The organism is Kitasatospora sp. NPDC101183 (assembly GCF_044767945.1).
Taxonomy (GTDB): Bacteria; Actinomycetota; Actinomycetes; order Streptomycetales; family Streptomycetaceae; genus Kitasatospora.
Map to the genome: position 1 here is coordinate 1 of NZ_JBIWOW010000050.1, position 23,657 is coordinate 23,657.

At 73.2% G+C, this 23,657-nt stretch carries 24 protein-coding genes and 1 tRNA gene; 19 read left to right on the forward strand and 6 right to left on the reverse strand.

Annotated features, from left to right (window positions below):
• The 8 genes from ACIRRS_RS37315 to ACIRRS_RS37350 all read left to right on the forward strand — a co-directional run.
• On the forward strand, positions 1–95 hold a 95-nt coding region (locus ACIRRS_RS37315; protein WP_132919430.1), incomplete at its 5' end, for an acyl-CoA dehydrogenase family protein.
• Between the two features lie 86 nt (positions 96–181).
• Positions 182–916 carry a TetR family transcriptional regulator gene (locus tag ACIRRS_RS37320; RefSeq protein ID WP_402981165.1) on the forward strand — a complete coding sequence of 245 codons (735 nt, stop codon included), beginning with the start codon at positions 182–184 and terminating at the stop codon, positions 914–916.
• Between the two features lie 243 nt (positions 917–1,159).
• Positions 1,160–1,870 (forward strand): DUF2278 family protein, encoded by a 711-nt coding sequence (locus tag ACIRRS_RS37325; protein ID WP_402981168.1) that lies wholly within the window; start codon positions 1,160–1,162, stop codon positions 1,868–1,870.
• A 373-nt stretch (positions 1,871–2,243) separates the two neighbouring features.
• On the forward strand, positions 2,244–3,446 hold the full coding sequence (locus ACIRRS_RS37330) for a sensor histidine kinase (RefSeq protein WP_402981171.1): 1,203 nt from the start codon (positions 2,244–2,246) through the stop codon (positions 3,444–3,446).
• Positions 3,443–3,844, forward strand: a complete 402-nt coding sequence (locus tag ACIRRS_RS37335) for a roadblock/LC7 domain-containing protein (RefSeq protein ID WP_402981174.1) — start codon at positions 3,443–3,445, stop codon at positions 3,842–3,844. The genes ACIRRS_RS37330 and ACIRRS_RS37335 overlap by 4 nt, the downstream gene beginning before the upstream one ends.
• Positions 3,841–4,221 carry a DUF742 domain-containing protein gene (locus ACIRRS_RS37340; RefSeq protein ID WP_402981177.1) on the forward strand — a complete coding sequence of 127 codons (381 nt, stop codon included), beginning with the start codon at positions 3,841–3,843 and terminating at the stop codon, positions 4,219–4,221. The genes ACIRRS_RS37335 and ACIRRS_RS37340 overlap by 4 nt, the downstream gene beginning before the upstream one ends.
• Positions 4,196–4,789 (forward strand): GTP-binding protein, encoded by a 594-nt coding sequence (locus ACIRRS_RS37345; RefSeq protein WP_402981179.1) that lies wholly within the window; start codon positions 4,196–4,198, stop codon positions 4,787–4,789. Before ACIRRS_RS37340 ends, ACIRRS_RS37345 begins: the two co-directional genes overlap by 26 nt.
• 8 nt (positions 4,790–4,797) lie before the next feature.
• Positions 4,798–6,150, forward strand: a complete 1,353-nt coding sequence (locus tag ACIRRS_RS37350; RefSeq protein WP_402981182.1) for a cytochrome P450 — start codon at positions 4,798–4,800, stop codon at positions 6,148–6,150.
• Between the two features lie 146 nt (positions 6,151–6,296).
• On the opposite strand, the gene ACIRRS_RS37355 is transcribed toward ACIRRS_RS37350, so the two are convergent.
• Positions 6,297–6,381, reverse strand: a tRNA-Leu gene (locus tag ACIRRS_RS37355).
• A 280-nt stretch (positions 6,382–6,661) separates the two neighbouring features.
• On the opposite strand from ACIRRS_RS37355, the gene ACIRRS_RS37360 reads away from it, so the two are divergent.
• The 3 genes from ACIRRS_RS37360 to ACIRRS_RS37370 all read left to right on the forward strand — a co-directional run bounded on the left by ACIRRS_RS37360 (position 6,662) and on the right by ACIRRS_RS37370 (position 9,696).
• Entirely contained in the window at positions 6,662–7,993 is a 1,332-nt protein-coding gene (locus ACIRRS_RS37360; protein ID WP_402981185.1) for a M20/M25/M40 family metallo-hydrolase, read from the forward strand.
• 291 nt (positions 7,994–8,284) lie between these two features.
• On the forward strand, positions 8,285–8,527 hold the full coding sequence (locus ACIRRS_RS37365; RefSeq protein ID WP_402981188.1) for a chaplin: 243 nt from the start codon (positions 8,285–8,287) through the stop codon (positions 8,525–8,527).
• Between the two features lie 350 nt (positions 8,528–8,877).
• Entirely contained in the window at positions 8,878–9,696 is an 819-nt protein-coding gene (locus tag ACIRRS_RS37370; RefSeq protein ID WP_402981191.1) for a chaplin, read from the forward strand.
• Between the two features lie 89 nt (positions 9,697–9,785).
• Here ACIRRS_RS37370 and ACIRRS_RS37375 read toward each other — a convergent pair whose 3' ends face one another.
• Positions 9,786–9,992, reverse strand: coding sequence for a DUF5703 family protein (locus tag ACIRRS_RS37375; protein WP_402981243.1), 207 nt, complete (start codon positions 9,990–9,992; stop codon positions 9,786–9,788).
• A gap of 334 nt (positions 9,993–10,326) precedes the next feature.
• On the opposite strand from ACIRRS_RS37375, the gene ACIRRS_RS37380 reads away from it, so the two are divergent.
• Complete coding sequence (locus ACIRRS_RS37380) at positions 10,327–10,926, forward strand: hypothetical protein (protein WP_402981194.1); 600 nt, start codon at positions 10,327–10,329, stop codon at positions 10,924–10,926.
• Between the two features lie 247 nt (positions 10,927–11,173).
• Here the strand turns inward: ACIRRS_RS37380 and ACIRRS_RS37385 are convergent, their stop codons facing one another.
• Together ACIRRS_RS37385 and ACIRRS_RS37390 are read right to left on the reverse strand one after the other, a co-directional pair.
• Positions 11,174–13,189 (reverse strand): helix-hairpin-helix domain-containing protein, encoded by a 2,016-nt coding sequence (locus ACIRRS_RS37385; protein ID WP_402981196.1) that lies wholly within the window; start codon positions 13,187–13,189, stop codon positions 11,174–11,176.
• Between the two features lie 50 nt (positions 13,190–13,239).
• Positions 13,240–14,220 carry an aldo/keto reductase gene (locus ACIRRS_RS37390; RefSeq protein WP_402981199.1) on the reverse strand — a complete coding sequence of 327 codons (981 nt, stop codon included), beginning with the start codon at positions 14,218–14,220 and terminating at the stop codon, positions 13,240–13,242.
• A 250-nt stretch (positions 14,221–14,470) separates the two neighbouring features.
• On the opposite strand from ACIRRS_RS37390, the gene ACIRRS_RS37395 reads away from it, so the two are divergent.
• The 7 genes from ACIRRS_RS37395 (at position 14,471) to mshC (ending at position 21,273) form a co-directional block, all read left to right on the forward strand.
• Positions 14,471–15,517 carry an LLM class F420-dependent oxidoreductase gene (locus ACIRRS_RS37395; protein ID WP_402981202.1) on the forward strand — a complete coding sequence of 349 codons (1,047 nt, stop codon included), beginning with the start codon at positions 14,471–14,473 and terminating at the stop codon, positions 15,515–15,517.
• A 50-nt stretch (positions 15,518–15,567) separates the two neighbouring features.
• On the forward strand, positions 15,568–16,260 hold the full coding sequence (locus ACIRRS_RS37400; RefSeq protein ID WP_402981205.1) for a histidine phosphatase family protein: 693 nt from the start codon (positions 15,568–15,570) through the stop codon (positions 16,258–16,260).
• Positions 16,261–16,446: 186 nt separating this feature from the next.
• A complete protein-coding gene (locus tag ACIRRS_RS37405) occupies positions 16,447–17,019 on the forward strand; it encodes a DUF3090 domain-containing protein (RefSeq protein WP_402981208.1) in 573 nt (190 codons plus the stop codon).
• Positions 17,020–17,063: 44 nt separating this feature from the next.
• The gene (locus ACIRRS_RS37410) at positions 17,064–17,861 is read left to right on the forward strand and encodes an SCO1664 family protein (protein WP_402981245.1); all 798 of its coding nucleotides are present in this window, start codon (positions 17,064–17,066) and stop codon (positions 17,859–17,861) included.
• Positions 17,862–17,930: 69 nt separating this feature from the next.
• Positions 17,931–18,860: an AraC family transcriptional regulator gene (locus ACIRRS_RS37415; RefSeq protein ID WP_402981211.1), complete on the forward strand. Its 930-nt coding sequence runs from the start codon at positions 17,931–17,933 to the stop codon at positions 18,858–18,860.
• A gap of 123 nt (positions 18,861–18,983) precedes the next feature.
• Positions 18,984–19,835: a carbohydrate-binding protein gene (locus ACIRRS_RS37420; RefSeq protein ID WP_402981214.1), complete on the forward strand. Its 852-nt coding sequence runs from the start codon at positions 18,984–18,986 to the stop codon at positions 19,833–19,835.
• A gap of 208 nt (positions 19,836–20,043) precedes the next feature.
• Positions 20,044–21,273, forward strand: a complete 1,230-nt coding sequence (gene mshC / locus ACIRRS_RS37425; RefSeq protein ID WP_402981217.1) for a cysteine--1-D-myo-inosityl 2-amino-2-deoxy-alpha-D-glucopyranoside ligase — start codon at positions 20,044–20,046, stop codon at positions 21,271–21,273.
• 76 nt (positions 21,274–21,349) lie between these two features.
• Here mshC and ACIRRS_RS37430 read toward each other — a convergent pair whose 3' ends face one another.
• Together ACIRRS_RS37430 and ACIRRS_RS37435 are read right to left on the reverse strand one after the other, a co-directional pair.
• Positions 21,350–22,303 (reverse strand): PAC2 family protein, encoded by a 954-nt coding sequence (locus ACIRRS_RS37430; RefSeq protein ID WP_402981220.1) that lies wholly within the window; start codon positions 22,301–22,303, stop codon positions 21,350–21,352.
• 235 nt (positions 22,304–22,538) lie between these two features.
• A complete protein-coding gene (locus ACIRRS_RS37435) occupies positions 22,539–23,633 on the reverse strand; it encodes a hypothetical protein (RefSeq protein ID WP_402981223.1) in 1,095 nt (364 codons plus the stop codon).
• Between the last annotated feature and the right edge of the window lie 24 nt (positions 23,634–23,657).

Genomic DNA, 23,657 nt, shown 5'->3' on the forward strand with positions numbered 1-23,657 from the left:
CGGTGGAGCGGATGATGCGGGACGCGAAGATCACGCAGATCTACGAGGGCACCAACCAGGTCCAGCGCATCGTCATGGCCCGCAACCTGCCGTAACGGTGACACCCCCTCCGGCCGGCCGGGCGCCCGCAGCGGCCCGGCCGACCGGGGCGACACCGCGCCGCGGTGTTAAGTTCCCGGGAATGAGCGAGAAGGAAGAGCAGGACCAGGCCATGAACGAGGGGCCCTCCAAGCCGGCCATGCGCGAGGCGCTGGTGGCCGCGGCCTTCGAGCTGTTCCTGGAACGCGGCTTCGAGCAGACGACGGTCGACGACATCGTCTCCCTCGCCGGCGTCGGCCGCCGCTCCTTCTTCCGCTACTTCCCGGCCAAGGAGGACGTGGTCTTCCCCGACCACGAGCGCAGCCTCGCCGAGATGACGGAGTTCCTCGACTCCGGCACCGGCGAGGAGGACCCGGTCCGGCACGCCTGCGGCGCCGCCCGCCTCGTGCTGCGGATGTACGCCGAGCAGCCCTCCTTCTCCGTCCAGCGCTACCGCCTCACCCGCAAGGTCCCCGGCCTGCGCGCCTACGAGCTCTCGGTGGTCTGGCGCTACGAGCACACCCTCGCCGCCTACCTGCGCGGCCGCTACGCCGACCGCCCGGACGGCCCGCTGCGCGCCGACGTCATCGCCGCCGCCGTGGTCGCCGCGCACAACCACGCCCTGCGCACCTGGCTGCGCTCGGGCGGGGAGAGCGACTGGGTCGCCGAGGTGGACGCGGCGATGGCCTTCGTCACCGACGCCTGGAGCGAGCGCCCCTCCTCGGGCTCCGGCGCCGGCGAGGATCCCGAGGACGACGTGGTGGTGCTGGTCGCCAGCCGCAAGGCCCCGCTGTGGCGGATGGTCCAGGGCATCGAGAGCGCCCTCGGCAACAACTAGCGGTCCTCACCGTCGCCACGCCGGCGCGTGCGGGGTGGGTGGGGGACTCCCGGGGCGGGTCGGGGAAAGGAAGCGTGGCGATCCCGTCAACACCGCGTGAGTCGAAAACCCGTACGGGGGACGGAAAGTGAACATCCGTCGATTCGCCGTGAGCCGACCCGCTGGGTGCGCCATAACGGAGGCACTCCAGACCGGGAGGCCCCGTCGGCCGCCCGGTCGTCGAACGACCGAGGAACCCCACCCATGCCGATCAACGACTACGGGGTGCTCGCCGGCACCGCCGTCGACCGGCGCCGCGAGGGCGCCACCGACACCCCGCACTACCAGATCCACCTGCGCGACGAGCAGGGCGTCGACTACCGGGCGGCCGTCAACGTCCTCTCCCAGCAGTCCCCGCCGGACCTGCTCCACTTCGCGTCCGAGGACTTCCGCCACCCCGTCACCTCCCTGCTCCCGCCCGCCGGGAGCGGATGGACGGCCCTGCCCTCCCGCCCGGGCACGGCGAGCCTCGACTTCGTCCGGGGCCACCTGTTCGACCGGTCCGCCATGCAGGTCCTGCCGCCGGACGCCCCGGGCCCGAACAACGACCTGGCCGACCTGCTCGACCACTACGTCCAGCGCGCGATCGCCGACACCTCCGCGCGGCTGTACGTCCTCGGTCAGCGCTTCGGGCCCGAACCCGACGTCCCGGACAAGGTGTTCGGCTTCCTGCCGGGCAACGGCGTGCACGACGTCCACATGAACCAGGGCAACAGCGGACGGTTCACCTCGGACGACGGGGTCTACCAGGACGGCGGGCTGCTGATCCACCTGCCGGCCGAGAACCGCTGGGCGGCGGTCTTCCTCGCCTTCCAGTCGCAGTCCTGGCACACCGACGACCGCACCGGGCACGCCCTGGGCTCGTCCGTCCCGCACCAGCCGGGCACCCCCCGCCCGGCCCACGGGCGGCACTGACCCCACGGCCCGACGCGGGCCCGCGCCCCTCGTTCGAACCCGAGGGGCGCACACCACGTTCACATCAGTGGTGGGAGCAGGGCGTTTGCCTCGGGTGTCATGTTCTGGTCGGATAGGGTCCCGCCGACCGCCGCGACCTGGTAGTTGAGCGACGAACTGAACCGGCGTCAAGGTCCTGTACGGGCTTGGCAGGCCGCTTAAACGCTTTTCATCCGATGATATGATCACGGCGCTTGCCGGGGGGTAGGGCAGGCGCGAGACGCATGGTCGCAGGGACGGTCCGGGAGACGAACCCGGCCCGGACGGTCCGCCGAACCACCCCCGAATCGACGGTAATTCAGCAGCTGGCTGCCAGTCTCCTGAAGAGAGTCCTATGACGTATTCCCTAAAGAACCCAGTCCTCTGGGCTCTCCTCATCGTGCTCCTCGGCGCCATCGCCGTCATCGTCCGACAGCGCAGGACGGCGACAGCTGCGCGACAGGACTACGAGGGACTCAGAAGCCACTACACGAAACTGGAGAACGACTTCTCCCAGTCCGTGGAGGACGCCCACGAGCGTGCCGACGAGGAGACGAAGACCGTCCTCAAGTCGGCCATGCGCACGCTCCAGGGCCTGGCCGCCGAACAGCAGTTGATCCTCTCCCGGCTGCAGACCAAGTACGGCGACTCGCTGATCCTCGAGGACCTGCTGGAGATCGACCACACGAACTCCCAGTTCGGCCGCCGTGCGCAGTCCATCGCCGTCCTGTGCGACGGCTGGCTGGGCCGCCAGCGCGAGGTCGCGTCCATCTACGACGTGGTCCGCAGCGCCCAGGGCCGCGTGCGCCACTTCCGCCGGGTGGAGATCCTCTCCCAGGTCGACTTCGGCATCACCAGCCGCGCCGTCGAGCCGGTGGCGCTGGCCCTCGCCGAGCTCCTCGACAACGCCACCAGCTACTCCAGCCCCGACACCGTGGTGGAGATCAACATCCGCACGGTGCCCAAGGGCATCTGCATCGTCGTCGACGACGCCGGCATCGGCATGAACGACGAGGAGCGCGTCCGCGCCGAGAGGCTCCTGACCAGCGAGAGGGTGCACGGCGTCTCCGCGCTCGGGAACCCGCCGCAGTTCGGCTTCGCCGTCGTCGGCGTCCTGTGCGAGCGCTTCGGCTTCGAGGTGTCGGTCGACTCCTCCTCGCCCTACGGCGGCGTCCGCGCCGTCCTGCTCCTGCCCCACGAGCTCCTCACCGGCATGCCGGAGGCGAAGCCCGTCGAACCGGCCGCCACGACCGGCGTCACCGGTGTCGCCGAGACCGGCTGGGGCGGCTTCGAGGCCTCCGCCGCCACGAGCGTGGGCCCGGACGGCCTCCCCAAGCGCCGCCGCAAGCGCCCGATGTCCGTCGTCCCGACCGCGGGCGCGGCGGCCCCGGCCGGCGCCACCCGCGTCGCCCCCGGCCCCCGCACCGGCGCCGAGACGGCCGCGATCATGGGCGCCTTCCAGCGCGGCACCCAGTCCGGCCGCGCCACCGGCCCGGGCGGCGGGGAAACGACGACCAGCACACCTGCTGTGAGCAGTGAAGGACATGAGGTCCCGTGAACAACGATCTGTCATGGATGCTTGACAGTGCCTTGGAGATTCCCGGTGCCCTGCATGCCGTCCTGATATCCGCGGACGGTCTGCTGATGGCCCGGACCAAGGACTTCGACAAGGACGACGCCGACCGGGTCGCCGCCGGCATGAGCGGCGTGCAGTCGCTGAGCCGCTCGCTGGCCTTCTTCTGCAACGGCTCCCAGCACCAGTGGCGCCAGACCCTGGTGGAGTTCGACGGCGGCTGGGTGTTCCTGATCTCCGCAGGCGAGGGCGCCTACCTCGGCGTCTCCGCCTCCCCGGACGTCGACATGGCCGACATCACCTTCCGGATGCAGCAGCTCGTCGGCCAGCTCGGCAAGGCGCTGATGGCGCCGCCGCGCGAGAACCTCGGCGCGTTCCAATGACGACCCCCGGGGACCAGACGCCGGACGCCCCGCCCCTGGTGCGGTCGTACGTCATCACCAAGGGCCGGGGCCTGCCGGACGACGAGCAGCTCTCCCTCATCACCCTGGTCACGGTCTCGGACACGCAGCAGCAGCGTCCGACCCGCCGGCTGACCCCCGAGGAGCAGAGCCTCCTCGAGTTATGCGAGGCGGGCTACCTCACCGTGGCCGAACTCGCGGGGCACACCCGGCTGCCCCTCGGAGTGGTGCGGATCCTCCTCTCGGGGCTCACCGAGGGCGGTTTCCTCATCGTCCGGCCGCCAGTCGAGCGTGCTTCTTTGGTGGACGCGCGAATCCTTGAGGAGGTGCTGAATGGTCTCCAGGCCAAGTTTGGATGAGAGGTCCTACGTTCGCGGCGGGGCGACCCAGACCGCGGTGAAGATCCTCGTGGTCGGGCACTTCGCGGTGGGCAAGACCACGTTCATCGGGTCGATCTCCGAGATCACCCCGCTCTCCACCGAGGAGCGGATGACCCGGGCCGGCGAGTCGGTCGACGACCTCAAGGGCGTCAAGGGCAAGACCACCACCACCGTCGCCATGGACTTCGGCCGCCTGACCCTCAGCGACCGCGTCGTCCTCTACTTGTTCGGAACGCCCGGGCAGCTGCGTTTCGTGCAGATGTGGGAGGACATGGCGCGCGGCGCCCTCGGAGCCCTGGTGCTCGTCGACCCGGACCGCCTCGCGGACTCCTTCGCCGTGATCGACCTGATCGAGCAGTACGGGCTCGACTACGCGATCGCGGTGAACCGTTTCGACGGCACCCCGGCCTACGAGGAGGATGCGCTGCGCGACGCCCTGGACCTCCTGGACGACACCCCCGTCGTCACGTGCGACGCCCGGGACGAGAAGTCCTCGGCCGACGCATTGATCACACTGGTCCGCCACTTGCTGGATCGTGCCAACTAGGAGCAGAAATGGACGCTGAGTCCACCGCACTCGTGCCCCCGCCCGGGTGCCCGGCCCACGGCACCGGCGCCCGAGTACCGCTGTACGGCCCGGAGTTCGCAGCCGATCCGCACGCCTACTACGACTACATGCGGCAGTTCGGCGCCACCACGGCCGTCGAGCTGGCCCCGGGCGTCGACGCCACCCTGATCACGGACTACGGCACGGCGCTGCAGATGCTGCAGGACCCGTCCTCCTTCCGGAAGGACGCCCGCCGATGGCGCGCCCTCAAGGAAGGGCGCGTCCCCGCCGACAGCCCCGTCCTGCCGCTGCTGGCCTACCGTCCCAACTGCCTCTTCAGCGACGGCGTCGAGCACCTGCGCCTGCGCCAGGCCGTCACCGACAGCCTGGCCAAGATCGACTCCCGCCGTGTGGCGCAGCGCACCCAGCAGATCTCCGACTACCTGATCGCCCAGTTCAGTTCGCGAGGCTCCGCCGACCTGATCGGCGAGTACACCAAGCAGCTGCCGCTGTTCGTCTTCACGGAACTCTTCGGCTGCCCCGCCGACATCGGCGACCGGGTGCTGTTCGGCATCTCCGGCATGTTCGACGGCGTCAACGCCGGCAAGGCGGTCGAGGTCCTGTTCCAGGCCAGCGCCGACCTGGTGGCCCTCAAGCGGGTCAAGCCGGGCGACGACGTCGCCTCCTGGCTGATGAAGCACGAGGTCGGCCTCTCCGACGAGGAGCTGGTCTACGAGCTGGGGGTCATGCTGGGCGCGGGCTCCGAGCCGCTGCGCAACCTGATCGGCAACACCATGCACCGGTTGCTCACCCACGACCAGTACGCCCACAAGGGCGGCCTGATCTCGGAGGCCCTCGACGACACCCTCTGGGGCAACCCGCCGCTGACGAACTTCCTGCCGCACTACGCCGCCACGGACATGGAGTTCGCCGGGACGAAGCTGCAGTCCGGGGACCTGGTGCTGGTCAGCATCGCGGCCGCCAACAACGACCGGACGCTCGCCGCGGCGCGGCAGTCCGGCAGCAACCGGGCGCACCTCTCCTTCAGCGCGGGTCCGCACGCCTGCCCGTCCAAGGAGACGGCACGCCACATCACCGTGACGGCGATCGAGAACCTGCTCAACAGGCTGCCGGACATCGAGCTCGCCGTCCCGGCGGACAGCCTGAGCTGGCGCCCCGGCCCGTTCAGCCGGTCCCTGACCGCGCTGCCCACGCGCTTCACCGCCGTCCAGCCCGTGCACCGCGCCCCGGCGTCCCAGCCCCGGCAGGAGGCGCCCGCCCGCGAGGAGGTCCCGACCTCGACCCGCAAGGCCGAGCGCGGAGGCCTGTGGAGCTCGTTCCTCTCCTGGCTGGCGAAGTAGCCGACGGCCACCCCGGGCAGGTCCAGCAGCCGCTGGGCCTGCCCGTCGCCTTTCCACGGCCGTCCTACCGGCTGCCGCGCCGGGGCACGCCGTACCGGGGCACAACGAAAAGCGGGCCAGGAGAATCTCCTGACCCGCTTCTTCGGTGTCCGAGGGGGGACTTGAACCCCCACGCCCGATAAAGGGCACTAGCACCTCAAGCTAGCGCGTCTGCCATTCCGCCACCCGGACGGGGTGTCGTCCTCGCGGCTTCCGATCTCTCGTCCGTCGCGCTGACAGATGTAACTGTAGCAAAGATCGGCTTGAGCTCCCAAAACGGTTCTGCGAACTCCCGGTGCCCGGCCCCGGCGACTGTGGCGGCGGTGTGACCAGCGGGTTTCGGCCACGGTCGAGGGGGTGGAACCGGGGCGGGGGCTGGGGGAGGATGGGCGGACGTGCTCGTACGACCCGGGTGCAGGTCCCGGGGGTGGCGCACTGGTGCGTCGGTGCGGGCCCAAGACGAGGAGTGACCGTGAGCGAGCGGAGCGAGTCGGGGGCGCCGAAGGTGACGGCCGAGTCGGAGGTCGCCGAGATCTGTCGCGACCTGATCCGGATCGACACCAGCAACTACGGTGACGGCTCCGGCCCGGGCGAGCGCAAGGCGGCCGAGTACGTGGCCGAGCAGCTCGCGGAGTTCGGCCTGGAGCCGCGGATCTTCGAGTCGGCCAAGGGCCGGGCCTCGACCGTGGTCCGGATCGAGGGCGAGGACCGCTCCCGCCCCGGCCTGCTGATCCACGGCCACACGGACGTGGTGCCGGCCAACGCCGCGGACTGGACGTACGACCCCTTCGGTGGCGAGATCGCCGACGGCTGCGTCTGGGGCCGGGGCGCGGTCGACATGAAGGACATGGACGCGATGACCCTCGCCGTGGTCCGCGACCGGCTACGCACCGGCCGCAAGCCCCCGCGCGACATCGTGCTGGCCTTCCTCGCGGACGAGGAGGCCGGGGGCACCTACGGCGCCCGCTTCCTGGTGGACAAGCACCCGGAGCTGTTCGAGGGCGTCACCGAGGGCATCGGCGAGGTCGGCGGCTTCTCCTTCACCGTCAACGACCAGGCCCGGTTCTACCTGGTGGAGACGGCCGAGAAGGGCATGCACTGGATGCGCCTGACGGTCGAGGGCCGCGCCGGGCACGGCTCGATGGCCAACGACGACAACGCGATCACCGAGCTGTGCGAGGCCGTCGCCCGGCTCGGCCGGCACACGTTCCCGCTGCGGATCACCCCCAGCGTGCGGGCCTTCCTGGACGAGCTGTCCGACGTGCTCGGCTACAAGCTCGACCCGGAGGACATGGACGAGGTCGTCCGCGTGCTCGGCGGCATCGCCAAGATGATCGGCACCACCTTCCGCAACACCGCCCAGCCGACCATGCTCGGCGCCGGCTACAAGGTGAACGTGATCCCCGGTCAGGCCACCGCCCACGTGGACGGGCGCTTCCTGCCCGGCTACGAGGAGGAGTTCCTCGCCGAGCTGGACAGCGTGCTCGGCCCGCGCGTGAAGAGGGAGAGCCTGCACTCGGACAAGGCGATCGAGACGGGCTTCGACGGCGCGCTGGTCGAGGCGATGCAGACCGCCCTGCGCGCGGAGGACCCGATCGCCCGCGCGGTGCCGTACTGCCTGTCGGGCGGGACGGACGCCAAGTCCTTCCAGGACCTCGGCATCCGCTGCTTCGGCTTCGCGCCGCTGCAGCTGCCGCCGGAGCTGGACTTCGCCGGGATGTTCCACGGCGTGGACGAGCGCGTGCCGGTGGACGGGCTCACGTTCGGCGTCCGGGTCCTGGACCGCTTCATCGACGCCTGCTGACGCCTCCCGCGCCCTCCCGCGCCCCCGCTGCTCCTGCCTGATCAGGCGACTCGGTCGGCCCGCTCCCGAAGCGTCGGGGGCGGGCCGGGCGCATTGTCGGAGCGCATGATTGTGGGACGGGCTGAAAGAGATCAACAGAAACGATTCTTCTTGGAATTCAGCGCCGGTCATGCGTGCGAATCATCACCGTTGAGAGTGAACGGCACAGATGTTCCGTACCCCGTTCGCCGCAGCGTCGTTCATCCCTGTGCAGCCCGCCGAACGGGCTGCGTTGTCCATACAGGAGGAATGATGAAGGTCAAGAAGATCGCCGCCGTCGCCGCCGCCACCGGTGGCCTCGTGATCGCCGCCGCCGGCGTGGCGTCCGCTCACGGCGGCGCGGGTGCCGAGGGCGTCGCGGCCGGTTCCCCGGGCGTCGTGTCCGGCAACCAGGTCCAGATCCCGGTGCACATCCCGGTGAACCTGTGCGGCAACACGATCAGCGTGATCGGCGTGCTGAACCCGGCGTTCGGCAACCACTGCGCCAACTTCTGAGTCGACCTCCGGGCCGCTGAGGCCCGTTGAGCGGACTCACCCCGGCCCCCGGGCGGCGGACGCGCCGACCGGGGGCGTTCGCGTGCCCGGGGCCGTGCGCGCGTCCGGGGGGACCGCACTTCCGTGCGACGGCAAACGTCCCTCGATCGGGTGAAGCCGCTTCATTCGGCTCAACCTCACCGTTTGGCCGTCGTTAACTCCTGTGCAGTCGAAGGCCTTGGGTGATTTCCGGATATACGGAAATTCCGACTTTCCGACAGGTCATGTCAACCGATCGGGCGCCGGTGCACATATGCCCGGCAGGGCCCGCGGCAGGGTCACCACGTCGTCTCGAAATGTCAGGGGAAAACATGAGGAATGTAGCCAAGAAGGGCATCCTCACGGCCGTGGCCACCGGCAGTGTGCTGGCCTCGACCGCCGGCTACGCCTACGCGGGTGCCGAGGCGCAGGGGGTCGCGGCCGGCTCGCCGGGCGTCGCCTCCGGGAACTCGGTCCAGGTGCCGGTCGAGGTGCCGGTCAACGCCTGCGGCAACACCGTCGACGTGATCGGCGCGCTCAACCCGGCCTTCGGCAACCGCTGTGCCAACGCGAGCGGCCGCCACGCGGCCCCGCAGCCCGCCCAGGGCGGCCAGTCCGGGCAGCCGGGCGCGGGAACGGGGGCATCGAGCACCGGAGGCAACCGGGGCACCACCGCGGGCTCCTCCGCCTCCGGTACGGCGGCCGGCTCGCCCGGTGTGCTCTCCGGCAACAGCGTCCAGGCGCCGGTGCACATCCCGGTCAACGCCTGCGGCAACTCCGTGGACGTCGTCGGCGCCGCCAACCCGGCCTTCGGCAACTCCTGCGGCACCGTCGCCCACCCCGCGCCCGCCCCGGCGCCGGGCGACGACTGCCCCGAGGGCCACACGCCGCCGCCCGGCGACACCCCCGGCACCTCGCGGGGCGGCGGCCCCTCCGAGGGCGTCACCCCGGCCGCCCCGGCCGTCGCGAGCAGCGGAGCCACCGTCCAGGCCGCCCCGGCCGCCGCCCGCACCGCCGCCGCGGCCACCGCGCCCGGCAGCCAGCTGGCCTCCACCGGAGCCGGGGGCGTGGAACTGCTCGGCGCCGCCGGTCTGGCCCTGCTGCTCGGCGGCGGCGTGCTCTACCGCCGCTCCCGCGCCGGCGCCCGCTGAGCCGGTAGCCGTACGCCCTGAACAGCGAAACACCCGAGGCCGCCCGACGAACGGGCGGCCTCGGGTGCGTGAAGGCGCGGTGCGGCGGCCTACCAGCTGCGGACCTGCCGGATGATCCTGCGCTTGAGCCGGACCGTCCGGCTGCCGTCCGGGTACAGTCGCAGCCGGTCGAGCTCCCAGTGCCCGTACTCGGCGTGCTCGGTGAGCAGTTGGCGCGCCGCGTTGCGGGTGGTGCCGCGCGGCATGCGCAGGGACTGGTACTCGTACTCCGGCTGCCGGACCGGCTTCGCTGGGATCAAGACGCTCCTCCTGGGGATCGGCTGCACGCAACCTTACGGTGTGCCTCGGACGGTCGGCCCGGGTATTTCCGGCCGTCCTCCGGTGCTGGGGAGGGCGGTCCGGCCCGGCCTGGTCTGACAGTGCATCAGTTCTGTTGCCTCCGTGGAGGGGATACCCCGATCCCGGCGCGCGTAGCCGCACCCGGACGGCCCTCCCCGCGCCCCCCGCGCCCGCCGGGCGCGGGGACAGAACGGTCCGGATCGGACATCAGGGGGGAAGTTGCGGTGAAATCCAGGGCGTAGGTGACAACCGCTGTGCGTCCCGACGCCGAGGGGAGATAGCGTCTGCACCATGTCTGATGCCGCGCAGCCCACCATTGCCGAGGTACGCGCCGCCGCCGAGGCGGTCAAGGCCGCCATCGACCGTCATCTGGAAGCGGTGTCAAGCCCCAGCGCAGCGGATGATCCCGCTGTGTCCGCCGCCTACGAGCAGCTCGCGACGGCGGCGATCGCCTACGACCAACTCCTCTACGAGGCCTACGACGAGGTCACCCCCTTCGAGATCCCCGGGGACGAGGGGCCGGGTGGCTACCACGGCCCCGAACAGCCCGAGGCGATCAGCGTGCTGATCCGCCGCGACTACCACGTCGCCGATCCGGAGCGGCTGCGCGCCCAGGCGGAGCGGCTCGACGACTCGCTCACCCCGGGCGGCGAAGGCGGGGTCAACACCGCGCTCGGCGTGCTGTTCGGCGAGTACGAGCCGGACGAGATCGCCGCCCGCAGCGAGGAGTTCGGCCTGGAGGAGGCGGACTCGACGCTCTGGGTCGCGGCGGCCGAGCCGACCGACCCGGGCGAGTGGCTGCCCGAGCCCTTCGAGCACGCGGACCCGAGGCTGCTGATCTGCCGGTTCGACGTGAGCGAGGTCTACGACGACGAGGAGCCCGACGACTGAGGTCGCGCGCACGTGCGGAGGGGGGGGCCCGGGGGTGCGGGGCCCCCCCCCCCCCCCGGGGGGGCCGGGCGCCCGCCCCCCCCCCCGTCACCCGCCCCCACGCCCCCCCCCGGGGGGTGGGCCGGTGCGCCCGGCGCACCGCCACCCCCCGNGTACGGAGGGGGGGGGGGGGGGGGGGGGGGGGGGGGGGGGGGGGGGGGGGGGGGGGGGCGGGGCCGCCCCCCCCCCCCCCCCGGCCCGCGGCCGGTCAGTCGGCCGCGACCGCGTTCTCGGCCAGCACGGCCCGCAGGCGGGTGGTGCGCGGTTGCGCCGGGCGCTCGGCGACGGCCTGGGCGAGCGCCGGGCCCGCCGCGTGCACCACGGACAGGTGCCGCTCGCCCCGGCCGAAGGCCGTGTACACCCACTGCCGGGTGAGCGCCGGGCCGGCGTCCTCCGGCAGCACCACGACCGCGCCCGGCCAGCGGCGGCCCAGCGCCTGGTGGACGGTCAGCGCCCAGCCGTGCCGCAGCCGCCCCGCCTCGGCGGGCGGGACGGTGCGGCGCGAGCCGTCCGCGTACTCCAGGTGCAGGCCGGTGGCGTCGCCGTCCAGCACCCGGGCCGGGCGGACGACGCCGGGCGCGGGGGAGTCGACCACGCGGTCACCGGGGTCGAAGCCGCCGAAGCGGCCCGGGCCGGGGTTGAGCCGGGCCTTGGCCGCGGCGTTGAGCGCCCGGGTGCCGGCCGGGCCGCCGTGGCCGGGGGTGAGCAGCACGACCTCCTCGGCGGGGATGCCGAGGGCGCGCGGGATGGAGTCGGTGAGCAGCTGGATCGCCCGGTGGACGGCCTCGCCGCCGTCCTTGGCGGTCAGGATGACCACCTCCTTGTCCGGCGCCTCGACGGGCTGGAGCTCGCCGATGCCGATGCCCGAGACCAGCTCGCCGATCGGGCCGAAGTCCGGGGTGCGGGAGGCGACGGCCGGGCAGGCCTTGGCGGCCAGGAGGTCGGCGAAGACGCGCCCGGGGCCGGGGGACCAGAGCTGCCCCGGGTCCCCGCTGAGCACCAGGCGGGTGCCGTCCGCGAGCGACTCCAGGACGGTGGCGGCGAGTTCGACGTCCAGCAGCGGTGCGTCCAGGACGACCAGGACGTCCAGGGCCAGCGTGCCGTCGGCGGAGCGGCCGGGGCCGGCGGCGCCGGACAGCAGCTCGGCGAGGGTGACGACCGGGGTGTCGGGTCCGGTGAGCGCGGCGAAGGAGTCGCGGCCCTGGTCCGTCCAGGCGGCGGCGCAGACGCGCAGCCCGAGGCCGGTGGCGGCGGTCAGCAGGGCGGCCGGTTCGGCGCGGGCGGCCTCGCCGCCCGAGTGCAGCACCAGGGCGGCGTCGGAGACGGCCCGGATCAGCGCCTTGGCGGAGGAGGAGGGCGCGGCCTCGGCGGCGGCCTCCCAGTCGGCCGGGGAGGCGCCCGACTCCTCGTCCTCGCCCGGGAGGTACACGGCCATCAGCTGGAGCAGCTTCTCGGCGAGGGCGTCCTCCGCCATCGCCAGCGTCTCCAGGGCGAGGAGGTTGCGGGTCGGCACCTCCTCCTCGTCCTCGCCCGCCGGGGTGCGCCCCTCGGGGCCGGTCAGCTCCTCCTGGAAGGACAGCACCTGACCGTCCTCCAGGGCGGCCGTGATCGCCTCGACCGGGTCGGGGACGCGCTGGCGGCCGAGTTCGGCGGCGACCTCGGTGGCGTCCAGGGCGGAGTCCCCGCGGACGGAGGCCTGGGCCAGCAGCCACAGCAGCAGGGCCTGGGCGCGGCGCGGGTCCTCGGGCCGGGCCTCGGCGCCGAGCAGGCCGCGGGCGAAGCCGTCCGCGTGGTCCGGGCGGACACCGGGCAGGCCGAGCACGGCCCACGGGTCCTCGCGCAGCCGCTCGGCGGCCTCGCCCCCGAGGGCGGCCACGGCGGGCGCGGCCAGCTCGGCGGGGGCGCCGCCGGCCGTCAGCACCTCGGCGGCGGCCCGGAGCGCGTCGGCGTCCACCGGGGCGGGGGCGGCGGCCCTGGCCCGTGCGGGCGCGGCGGGGCGCGGGACGGCCGGGGCGGGCGCGGGTTCGACGGCCTCCGGCGTCTCGCCGGGCGTCTCCTCCTGCTGGTCCGCCTCGTCGGAGGGGGCCGCAGGCTCCGGGAGCTCGACCGGTGGGGGCGTGCCCGGCGTCTTGAACGGCGCCATCCCCCGGATCTGCTCGGCGAGCGCCGCGAACTTCGCCGCCTTCTCGGCCCCCTCGGGTGCGCCGCCGCCCGTCTCAGTCATCGTCGTCCGCTCCAAGGGTCACTCCACTGCACGTTCTGCTCCACCGGGGCTTAGAGCTCACTCCAGCCCTGGTCCGGGTAGCGGTGCACCGGGGACGAGATGTCGTCCAGCGCGCCGCGGATCTCATCCGGAAGCGTAAGCGCCTCCACCGACAACACCGCCTGCAGCTGCGTCACCGTACGGGCCCCGACCAGGGCGCTCGCCACGCCGGGGCGGTCCCGGACCCAGGCGAGGGCGACGGCCAGGGGGCTGCTCGCCAGCCCGTCCGCGGCGGTGGCGACGGCGTCGACGATCCGCCGCGAGCGCTCCCCGAGGTAGGGCTGCACGAACCCGGCCAGGTAGGGGGAGGCGCCGCGCGAGTCCTGCGGGACGCCGTGGCGGTACTTGCCGGTCAGCACCCCGCGCCCGAGCGGCGAGCCGGCCAGCAGACCGACTCCCGCGTCCAGGGCGGCGGGCAGCGCCTCGCGCTCGATGCCGCGCTGCACCAGGGAGTACTCCAGCTGCGCCCCGGCCAGCGGCACCCGCCCGTGGTGGGCGCGCTGCCAGGTGGCGGCCCTGGCGAGCTGCCAGCCGCTGAAGTCGCAGACGCCGACGTAGCGGGCGCGGCCGGAGGTGACGGCGATGTCGAGGGCGCTGAGCGTCTCCTCGACCGGGGTCGCCGGGTCGAAGGCGTGCACCTGCCACAGGTCGACGTAGTCCGTGCCGAGCCGGTGCAGGGAGGCGTCCAGGGCGGCGAGGAGGTGGCCGCGCGAGCCGTCGAAGCGGCGGGCGGCTTCGGGGACGCTGCCGGCCTTGGTGGCGATGACGAGTTCGGAGCGGGGGATCAGGCTGTCGGTGAGGCGGGAGATCAGGTACTCGGCGCCGCCGTCCGCGTACACGTCGGCGGTGTCCACGAGGTTGCCGCCGGCGTCGACGAACTCCTTGAGCTGCTCGGCGGCCTGGTGCTCGTCGGTGTCGCGGCCCCAGGTCATGGTGCCGAGGCCGAGCCGGGAGACCTGCAGACCGGTGCGGCCGAGGTGACGCTGTTCCATCGGACGGGCCCTCCACTGACCGGTGGCCGGCCGGGGAGCCCCCCGGTAGCCCTGTAAACGCGCAGGTGGGGAGAGCGCTCCCCACGTCGGCTGAGCGTAGCGGCCGGTGCCCGGGCAGGGGCGGAGACCCGCAGGACGCGCGGGACGCGCAAGGCGCCCCTGTGACCCACGCCACGCCTACTCGTCGGTAGCATCGCCGCGGCGGGCGGGGCTACGCTCGCGGGCAACCCCTGACTGGAAGGTGCGGCAGATGCGACTCGGTATCAACCTCGGCTACTGGGGACTCGGCATGGACGCCGACAACATCGCCGTGGCCCAGGAGGCGGACCGCCTCGGCTACTCGGTCTGCTGGGCGGCGGAGGCCTACGGCTCGGACGCCGCGACGGTGCTCAGCTTCGTCGCCGCGAAGACCGAGCGGATCGACGTCGGCTCCGCCATCTTTCAGATCCCCGCCCGCACCCCGGCCATGACCGCGATGACCGCCGCGACCCTGGACACCCTCTCCGGCGGCCGCTTCCGCCTCGGCCTCGGCGTCTCCGGCCCGCAGGTCTCCGAGGGCTGGTACGGCGTGCGCTTCGACAAGCCGCTGGCCCGCACCCGCGAGTACGTGGAGATCATCCGCAAGGCCATGTCCCGCGAGCGCCTCGTCCACGAGGGCGCCAACTGGACGCTCCCGCTGCCCGGCGGCCCCGGCAAGCCGATCAAGCTGACGGTGCACCCGGTGCGCGAGCACATCCCGCTGTACATCGCCGCGATCGGCCCGAAGAACCTGGAGCTCACCGGCGAGATCGCGGACGGCTGGCTCGGCATCTTCTTCTCGCCCGAGCACGCCTCGCTCTCCCTCGACGCCCTGACGGCCGGCCGCGCCAAGGCGGGGAGGACGCTGGACGGCTTCGACCTCTGCCCCACCGTGAACATCGCCGTCGGCGAGGACGTCGAGGCGGCCGTCGACGGGCTGCGCTCCTACGCGGCGCTGTACATCGGCGGCATGGGCAGCAAGGAGAAGAACTTCTACAACCAGCTCACCCGGCGCATGGGCTACGAGCGGGCCGCCGACGAGATCCAGGAGAAGTACCTCGCGAAGGACTACGCGGGCGCCGCGGCCGCCGTCCCGCACGACCTGATCGACGCCACCTCGCTGATCGGCGACACCGCCCGCATCGCCGACCGCATGCAGGCCTACGCCGACGCGGGCGTCACCACCCTGACGCTCGCCCCGTCCGGCTTCACCCTGGAGGAGCGCGTCCAGGCGCTGCGCACGGGTGTCGAGGCGCTGGAGCGCGCGGGCCTCGCGTAGGGACCTGCGGACCTCGCGTAGGGATCACCCGGGGCCGTAGGCTGATCCCCATGCCCACCTTGCTGCTCGTCCGTCACGGCCGCTCGACCGCCAACACCGCCGGGATCCTGGCCGGTTGGACGCCCGGGGTGGACCTGGACGACACCGGGCGGGCCCAGGCCGCCGCGCTGGCCGAGCGGCTGGCCGGGGTCCCGCTGGTCAAGGCGGTGAGCAGCCCGCTGGAGCGCTGCCGGCAGACCCTGGACCCGCTGGTCGCCGCCCGGCCCGAGCTGGGCCGGCCGGCCGCGGACGAGCGGCTGGGGGAGTGCCACTACGGCGAGTGGACGGGTCGGCCGCTGGCCGAGCTCGCCAAGGAGCCGCTGTGGCGCACCGTCCAGGACCACGCGGCCGCCGCCGTCTTCCCCGGCGGGGAGTCGCTGCGCGAGCTGAGCCACCGCACGGTGAACGCGGTGCGCGAGTGGAACGCCGAGGTCGCCGCCGAGCACGGCGAGGACGCGGTCTGGATCGCCTGCTCCCACGGGGACGTGATCAAGGCCGTGGTGGCGGACGCGCTCGGCCTGCACCTGGACCACTTCCAGCGGATCAGCGTCGAGCCCTGCTCCGTCACCGCGATCCGCTACACCCCGCAGCGGCCCTTCGTCCTGAGGATGGGGGACACCGGGGACCTCTCCTCCCTGGCGCCCCGGCCCCACGCCGCCCCGGCCACTCCGGCCGGCGACGCCGTGGTCGGTGGCACGGCCTGAGCCGGGCCGTGCCAGGGCTGTTCGGGTCCCCGGCGAAGGCCCGGAGGTCGTAGGGTGAGTGACGGGCACTTCCGGCGGTGCGCGCCCCCCAGGGGGCGGCCGCGCGGGCGCGCCCGACACGAGACGTCGCCACGACCCCGGTGATCCCCAGGATCGCCACGACCGAACACGATCCGGAGCGAGAGCGTGCCCCGTCAGGTCTTCTTCTACGACCAGCCCGAACGGTTCGTGGCCGGCACCGTCGGCCAGCCCGGCGCGCGGGCGTTCTACCTCCAGGCCAGCGCCCGGGGGCGGATCACCAGCGTGCTGCTGGAGAAGACACAGGTGGCCGCGCTCGCGGAGAGGATCGAGGAGGTCCTGGACGAGGCGCTGCGGCGCAGCGGCGGGGACACCGCCATCCCGGCCACCGCGCCGAACGACCTGCTCGACACCGCCCCCCTCGACCTGCCGCTGGAGCAGGAGTTCCGCGTCGGCACCATGGCCCTGGCCTGGGACAGCGCCGAGAGCTGCCTGGTGGTCGAGGCGCAGGCGCTGGTCGAGGAGGAGGACGAGGAAGAGGACGAGACCGAGGCGGTCTTCCAGGACGACGACAGCGGCCCGGACATGCTGCGGGTGCGGCTCTCCGGCGCGATGGCCCGGGTGTTCGCCAAGCGCGCGCTGGACCTCGTCGCGGCCGGGCGCAAGCCCTGCCCGTTCTGCAACCTGCCGCTGGACCCGGAGGGCCACCTGTGCCCGCGCGCGAACGGCTACCGGCGCTGAACACCGACACCCCGCCGCAGGCGGACCCGGCGTCCGCGGCCGCCCTGGCCGCGGACGTCCCCACCGCCCTGGCCCTGCTGCGCCAGGGCGAACTGACCGTCCACGGCCGGCTCACCGAGGCCTCCAACGCGGCGCTGTACTGCACCGTCGCGCACGGCTCGCTCAGCGCGCAGGCCGTCTACAAGCCGGTGGCCGGCGAGCGCCCGCTGTGGGACTTCCCGGACGGCACCCTGGCGGGCCGCGAGGTCGCCTCGTACGAGGTGTCCGCGGCGACGGGCTGGGCGCTGATCCCGCCGACCGTCCTGCGCGGGGGCCCGCACGGCCCGGGCATGGTGCAGCTGTGGGTGGAGCCCGATCCGCAGGCCGATCCGCTGCTCGCCCTCCAGGACCCGCGCGGCCCGGAGGAGGGCTGGCTGCCGATCGTCCACGCCGAGGTGGAGGGCGGGCGCACCGCGCTGCTGGTGCACCACGACGACGCCCGGCTGCGCCGGCTGGCCGTGCTGGACGCGGTGCTCAACAACGGCGACCGCAAGGGCGGGCACCTGATCCCCGCGGCGGACGGCCGGGTGTACGGCATCGACCACGGCGTCACCTTCAACACCGAGGGCAAGTTGCGCACCCTGCTGTGGGGTTGGGCGGGCGACCCGCTGCCCGAGGAGGCGCTGGTGGTGCTGGCCCGCCTGGCCGAGGAGCTCGACGGGCGCCTCGCCGAGCGCCTGGCCCCGCACCTGACGGCCGATGAACTGGACGCCACCCGCGCCCGGGTGGCCGACCTGCGCGACTCAGGCCGCCACCCGCTGCCCTCCCGGGACTGGCCGGCGATCCCCTGGCCGCCGGTCTGATCGCGTTCCCGGGGCCGGTCCCTGCCCTATGGTCTGGACCTGTCACGGGATCGGTCGCACACTGCTCCGATGGACGTGCGACGGACCACCCCCACCCCCCGAACCGCACCGGACCTGCCGATGCACCGGCTCCAGGTCCCGCTGCCCCATCTGCTCCCCTTCGCCATCGGCAGTTTCGACGCGATCGGCCCGCTCTCCCGCGCGGGCTTCCCGCACCGCCACTCCTTCTACGAGATCGTGCACGTCACCGGCGGGCGCGGCGCCCACGTGCTGGACCTCGTCCACCGGCGCCTGGCGCCACCGCAGTTGTGTGTCATCACCCCCGGCCAGGTGCACTACTGGTCGGAGTCGGACGAACTCACCGGCCGCGTGGTGCTGTTCAACGAGGACTTCCTGCTCGGCAACCCGCAGGACCTCGCCGCGCTGCGCGCCCTGGCCGCCCGCCCGGCGGTGGCCCTGGGCGAACACGCCGAGGCCGTGGGCTCGTTGCTCGCCGACATGGAGCACGAGTACCGCACGAGGGCGCCCGGCTACCAGGGGGTGCTGCGGGCCAGCCTGCACATCCTGATCGTCCGGGCGATGCGCGCCCGCACCCCCGACGACCAGCCGGCGGTGGCCAGCCGCCCGGCCGAACTGGCGGCCGCCTTCACCCAGTTGATCGCCAGACCGGGCGGAGTGCGGCACTCGGTGGCCTCCACCGCGCAGGAACTCGGCGTCTCCCCGGGCCACTTGCAGAGCCTGGTGAAGCAGGCCACCGGCCGCACCCCCGGCGGGCTGATCCGCCGCCAGCAGACCCTGGAGGCGAAACGGCTGCTGGCCTGTACCGACCTGACGATCCGTCAAGTGGCCCGGGAGTCGGGCTTCGCCGATCCGGCCTACTTCTGCCGCTTCTTCCGCCGGGAGACCGGGATGACCCCGGGGGAGTTCCGCGCGAGGGTCGACGGAAATCACCACGATCCCCGGATCATGTCCATCGCGGCCTCGCCGGACGGCCCGTAGGTTCTCTACTGGCCACCGGCGGTCCTTCCAGCGCACGGGGACGGGCGGCCGGTCCGGTCCTTGTCATGCCCCCACCATGGCAAGGGCCGCCCCCACCCCCCAACACGCAGGAATGGAGGCGCCATGCCCCCGTCCGACGGCATGATCAGCCGCAAGACCGTCCTCAAGGCCGCCGCCATGATCGGGGCCGCCCCGCTGCTGATCGGCGGCGGAGTGGCGCTGGCCCGTGAGCAGGTCGGCACCGGTCAGGCGCCCGGGTTCACCCCGCAGTGCCACGACAACGACGACCCGACGGTCGAGCAGATCGAGGGCCCGTACTTCAAGCCGAACTCGCCGCTGCGCAGCTCCATGGTCAACGACGGCCCCGGCACCCGGCTGTCCGTCAGCGGGTACGTCTTCGGCCGCGCCTGCCTGCCCATCTCCGGCGTGCTGCTGGACTTCTGGCAGGCCGACGACAACGGGAACTACGACAACAGCGGCTACACCTTCCGCGGTCACCAGTTCACCGACGCCAACGGCGCCTACCGGCTGGACACCATCGTCCCGGGCCTCTACCCCGGCCGCACCCGGCACATCCACGTGAAGGTCCAGGCCCCCGGGCGCCCGATCCTCACGACCCAGCTGTACTTCCCGAACGAGCCGCGCAACAACACGGACACCATCTACGACGCGCGGCTGCTGATGACGATCCGGCAGAACGGCCCGGGCAAGGACGCGAGCTTCGACTTCGTCCTGGACGTGCCGCAGACCCCGGGCACCCCCACCCCGACCGGGACGTCCACCGGCACCCCCACCGGGACGCCCACGGGCCAGCCCACCACCACCCCGCCCAGCGGCAGCTGGACGGCCGGCCGGTCGTACAACGCGGGCGACCGCGTCACCTACTCCGGCAGCTCCTACGTCTGCATCCAGGCGCACACCGCCCTGGTCGGCTGGGAGCCGCCGAACGTACCTGCCCTCTGGCAGCGGGTGTAGCGGCTCCACCCGCAGCCCGGGGCAGCCGGGCGCCCGGTCGGCGGCAGGGCCGGCCGGGCGCTCATCCCTGTTCCGGAGCGTGTCCCGGAGAGTCCCCCGGAGCGCGCTTTACCAGTCGCAAAGCGGTCAGGCAACGACAGGAAGCGAATCCAGTCGATCTTCGTTACTGGTTAGGCTTTCAAATGTTCTCAAGGTTAAAGTCGATCCCATGCATGCCTGGCCCGCCTCCGAGGTTCCCGCCCTGCCTGGTCAGGGGCTCCCCCTCCACATCTTCGACACCGCAGCGGGCACGGTCCGCGAGGTCGTGCCGCAGGACGGCACCGCCCGGATCTACGTCTGCGGCATCACCCCCTACGACGCGACCCACATGGGCCACGCCGCCACCTACAACACCTTCGACCTGGTGCAGCGGGTGTGGAAGGACGCCGGTCACGACGTCCTGTACATCCAGAACGTCACCGACGTCGACGACCCGCTGCTCGTCCGCGCGGTCGAGACCGGCGTGGACTGGACGGCCCTGGCCGAGCGCGAGACGGCCCTGTTCCGCGAGGACATGACCGCGCTGCGGATGCTGCCGCCGGCCCACTACATCGGCGCCGTCGAGTCCATCCCGTGGATCGTCCCGATCGTCCAGAAGCTGCTCGCCTCCGGCGCCGCCTACAAGGTCGACGAGGACATCTACTTCTCCGTCGACTCCGACCCGCACTTCGGCGAGGTCTCCGGTCTCACCCGCGAGGCCATGCGCCCCGTCTTCGCCGAGCGCGGCGGGGACCCGGACCGCCCGGGCAAGCGCAACCCGCTGGACGCCCTGCTCTGGCTGTCCGCCCGCCCCGGCGAGCCCGCCTGGGACACCGAGCTCGGCCACGGCCGCCCCGGCTGGCACATCGAGTGCGTCGCCATCGCGCTGAAGTACCTCGGCATGTCCTTCGACATCCAGGGCGGCGGCAGCGACCTCTCCTTCCCGCACCACGAGATGGGCGCCGCGCACGCCCAGGTGGCCACCGGCGCCCACCCGTACGCCCAGGCGTACGTGCACGCCGGCATGGTCGCCCTGGACGGCAAGAAGATGTCCAAGTCCCGCGGCAACCTGGTCTTCGTCTCCGCCCTGCGCCGCGAGGGCGTCGACCCGGCGGCGATCCGCCTGGCCCTGCTCGCGCACCACTACCGTGCGGACTGGGAGTGGACCAAGGACGTCCTGGACGAGGCCGTCGAGCGCCTCGCCCGCTGGCGCGCCGCCGTCTCCCGCCCGGACGGCCCCTCGGCCGAGCAGCTGCTCACCGAGGTCCGCGCCGCGCTCGCCGCCGACCTGGACGCGCCCGCCGCGCTGGCCGCCGTCGACCGCTGGGCCGCCCTCCAGGAGAGCGGGGGCGGCACCGACACCGGCGCCCCCGGCCTGGTCAGCCGCACCGTGGACGCCCTGCTGGGCGTCGCGCTCTGACAGCACGGCACGACACGACGCCGAAGGGGCGCCGGGACCATCGGTCCCGGCGCCCCTTCGGCGTCGATCCGCACCGCTACTCGTCCTCGTCCTGGCTCTCCCGGCCCGCGCCGCCCGGAGCCTCCGGCTCGGCCGGCCGCTCCGCCGCGGTGGCGTGCCCGGACACCGGCTTCTCGCCGGTCGGCCCGACGTTCTCCCGCCGCCGCAGGTAGCGCTCGAACTCCCGGGCGATGGCGTCCCCGGAGGCCTCCGGCAGCTCCGCCGTGTCCTGAGCCTCCTCCAACTGCTGGACGTACTCGGCGACCTCGCTGTCCTCGGCGGCCAGCTGGTCCACCCCGAGCTGCCAGGCCCGGGCGTCCTCGGCCAGCTCGCCCGGCGGGATGCGCAGGTCGAGCAGGTCCTCCAGCTTGTTGAGCAGCGCCAGCGTCGCCTTCGGGTTCGGCGGCTGCGAGACGTAGTGCGGCACGGCCGCCCAGAGCGTCACGGCCGGCACCCCGGCGTGCGTGCAGGCCTCCTGGAGCACGCCGACGATCCCGGTCGGGCCCTCGTAGCGGCTCTCCTCCAGGTCCAGCCGGCGGGCCAGCTCCGGGTCGGAGGTGACCGCGCTGACCGGCACCGGGCGGCTGTGCGGGGTGTCGCCGAGCAGCGCGCCCAGGATCACCACCAGCTCCGCGCCCAGCTCGTGGGCGAAGCCCAGCAGCTCGTTGCAGAACGAGCGCCACCGCATGCTCGGCTCGATGCCGCGCACCAGCACCACGTCGCGCGTGGTCGGCTCCGTCACGCGGATCACCGAGAGCCGCGTGGTGGGCCAGGTGATCCGGCGGATGCCGCCGTCCAGCCAGATCGTCGGCCGGTTGACCTGGAAGTCGTAGTAGTCCTCCGCGTCCAGCGCGGCGAACACCTTGCCGCCCCAGGTCTCGTCCAGGTGCGCCAGCGCCGTGGAGGCGGCGTCGCCGGCGTCGTTCCAGCCCTCGAAGGCGCAGACCATCACCGGGTCGATCAACTCGGGAACATCTTCCAGCTCGATCACCCAGCGTCTCCCTCCGGTCGGTGGCCTGCCGCGGTCGCCCCGGCCGGGGCGCCGATCGGCCGGTCGCCGACGGTCGAACCTCTCGTCGCCCGTGGAACTCCTCGCTCCACGGTCCCTACCTGCCCAGCCTACGGGCTTTGATGCGCGTAGCAGGCTGGCCACCGAGACAGTCTGGGGGAGCCCGCCACGGTGATCCACTGGATATCGGCACCTCGCGAGCTGACGGACCGTCAGGTCAGGACGCGTCCACCCAGCCCCGCCGGTACGCCGCCCAGTGCTCGGGCGTGGAGGCGAAGTCCACGTACAGCGCGACCCCGAAATCGCGCCGCGAGAGGTCTTCCCGGCCCAGGCCCAGGCGCACGCCCCGGACGGCGGCGCGCACCGTCTCGGCGTCCCCGTGGTGGCCGGGCTCGTCGGCCCAGTAGAACGGCAGGCCCATCAGCAGGTCGACCCCGGGCGGGGTCGCCGCCAGGGCCAGCTCGGTCTGCTGCGCCACGTACCCGCCGTACAGCGGCTCGGTGGGCATCGAGGTGTCGTAGCTCATCACCGCGATCTGGTCGACCCGCCGGGCCGTCTCGCGGAAGTAGCCCTCGTCCCACCACTTGCCGTGGTCGGTCAGCCAGATCGCGGCGGTGTGCAGCCCGGGGACCGGGTCGATCTGCGGGGCCGCGACGGAGAGCACCGCCCCGCGCGCCGCCGTCACCGGGCGGACGGCGTCCAGCAGCGAGAGCCAGCCGGCCGTGCCGGGGCGGATCGGCTCCATGTCGAAGTGCACCCCGTCGAAGCCCTGGTCGAGCACCTGCCGGGCGGAGGCGGTGATCCGCCCGCGGGTGGGGGCGTCGTCGAGGTCCAGGGCGTCCTTCTCGGGCTTGACCTCGTCGCCCAGCCAGCCCTGGAGCCGGATGCCGGGCAGCGCCCTGTGCGCGGTGTCCGTGAACCAGCGGGCCCGGGGGTGGACGGTGGCCGGGAGCGAGCCGTCGTGCTCCAGCGGGCCGGTGTGGACGTACAGGTCCCGGATGCCGGTACCGGCCAGCTGCCGCGCCAGCGCCTGGACGTCCGCCTCCGTCTTGCGGCCGTCCACCCAGGCGTGGCCGAGCCACACCGCGTCCTTGCCCCGGGTGCGGGCCTCGGGGGAGGGCTCACCCGAGTAGTGCAGCCGGAACATCGTGAGGACGGAGCCCAGCGCGGCGACGGGGACGGCGGCCACCAGGGCCAGCACCAGCAGCGCCCGGCGCCACCGCGACCACCGCCGCCAGCGCTCGCGCAGCGCCCTGAACGGGGCCGCCAGGGCCCGTCCGACGCGTGTCCCGACGGTCTTGACCGACGTCATGCGGTCGCTCCCCCTTCGCGATCG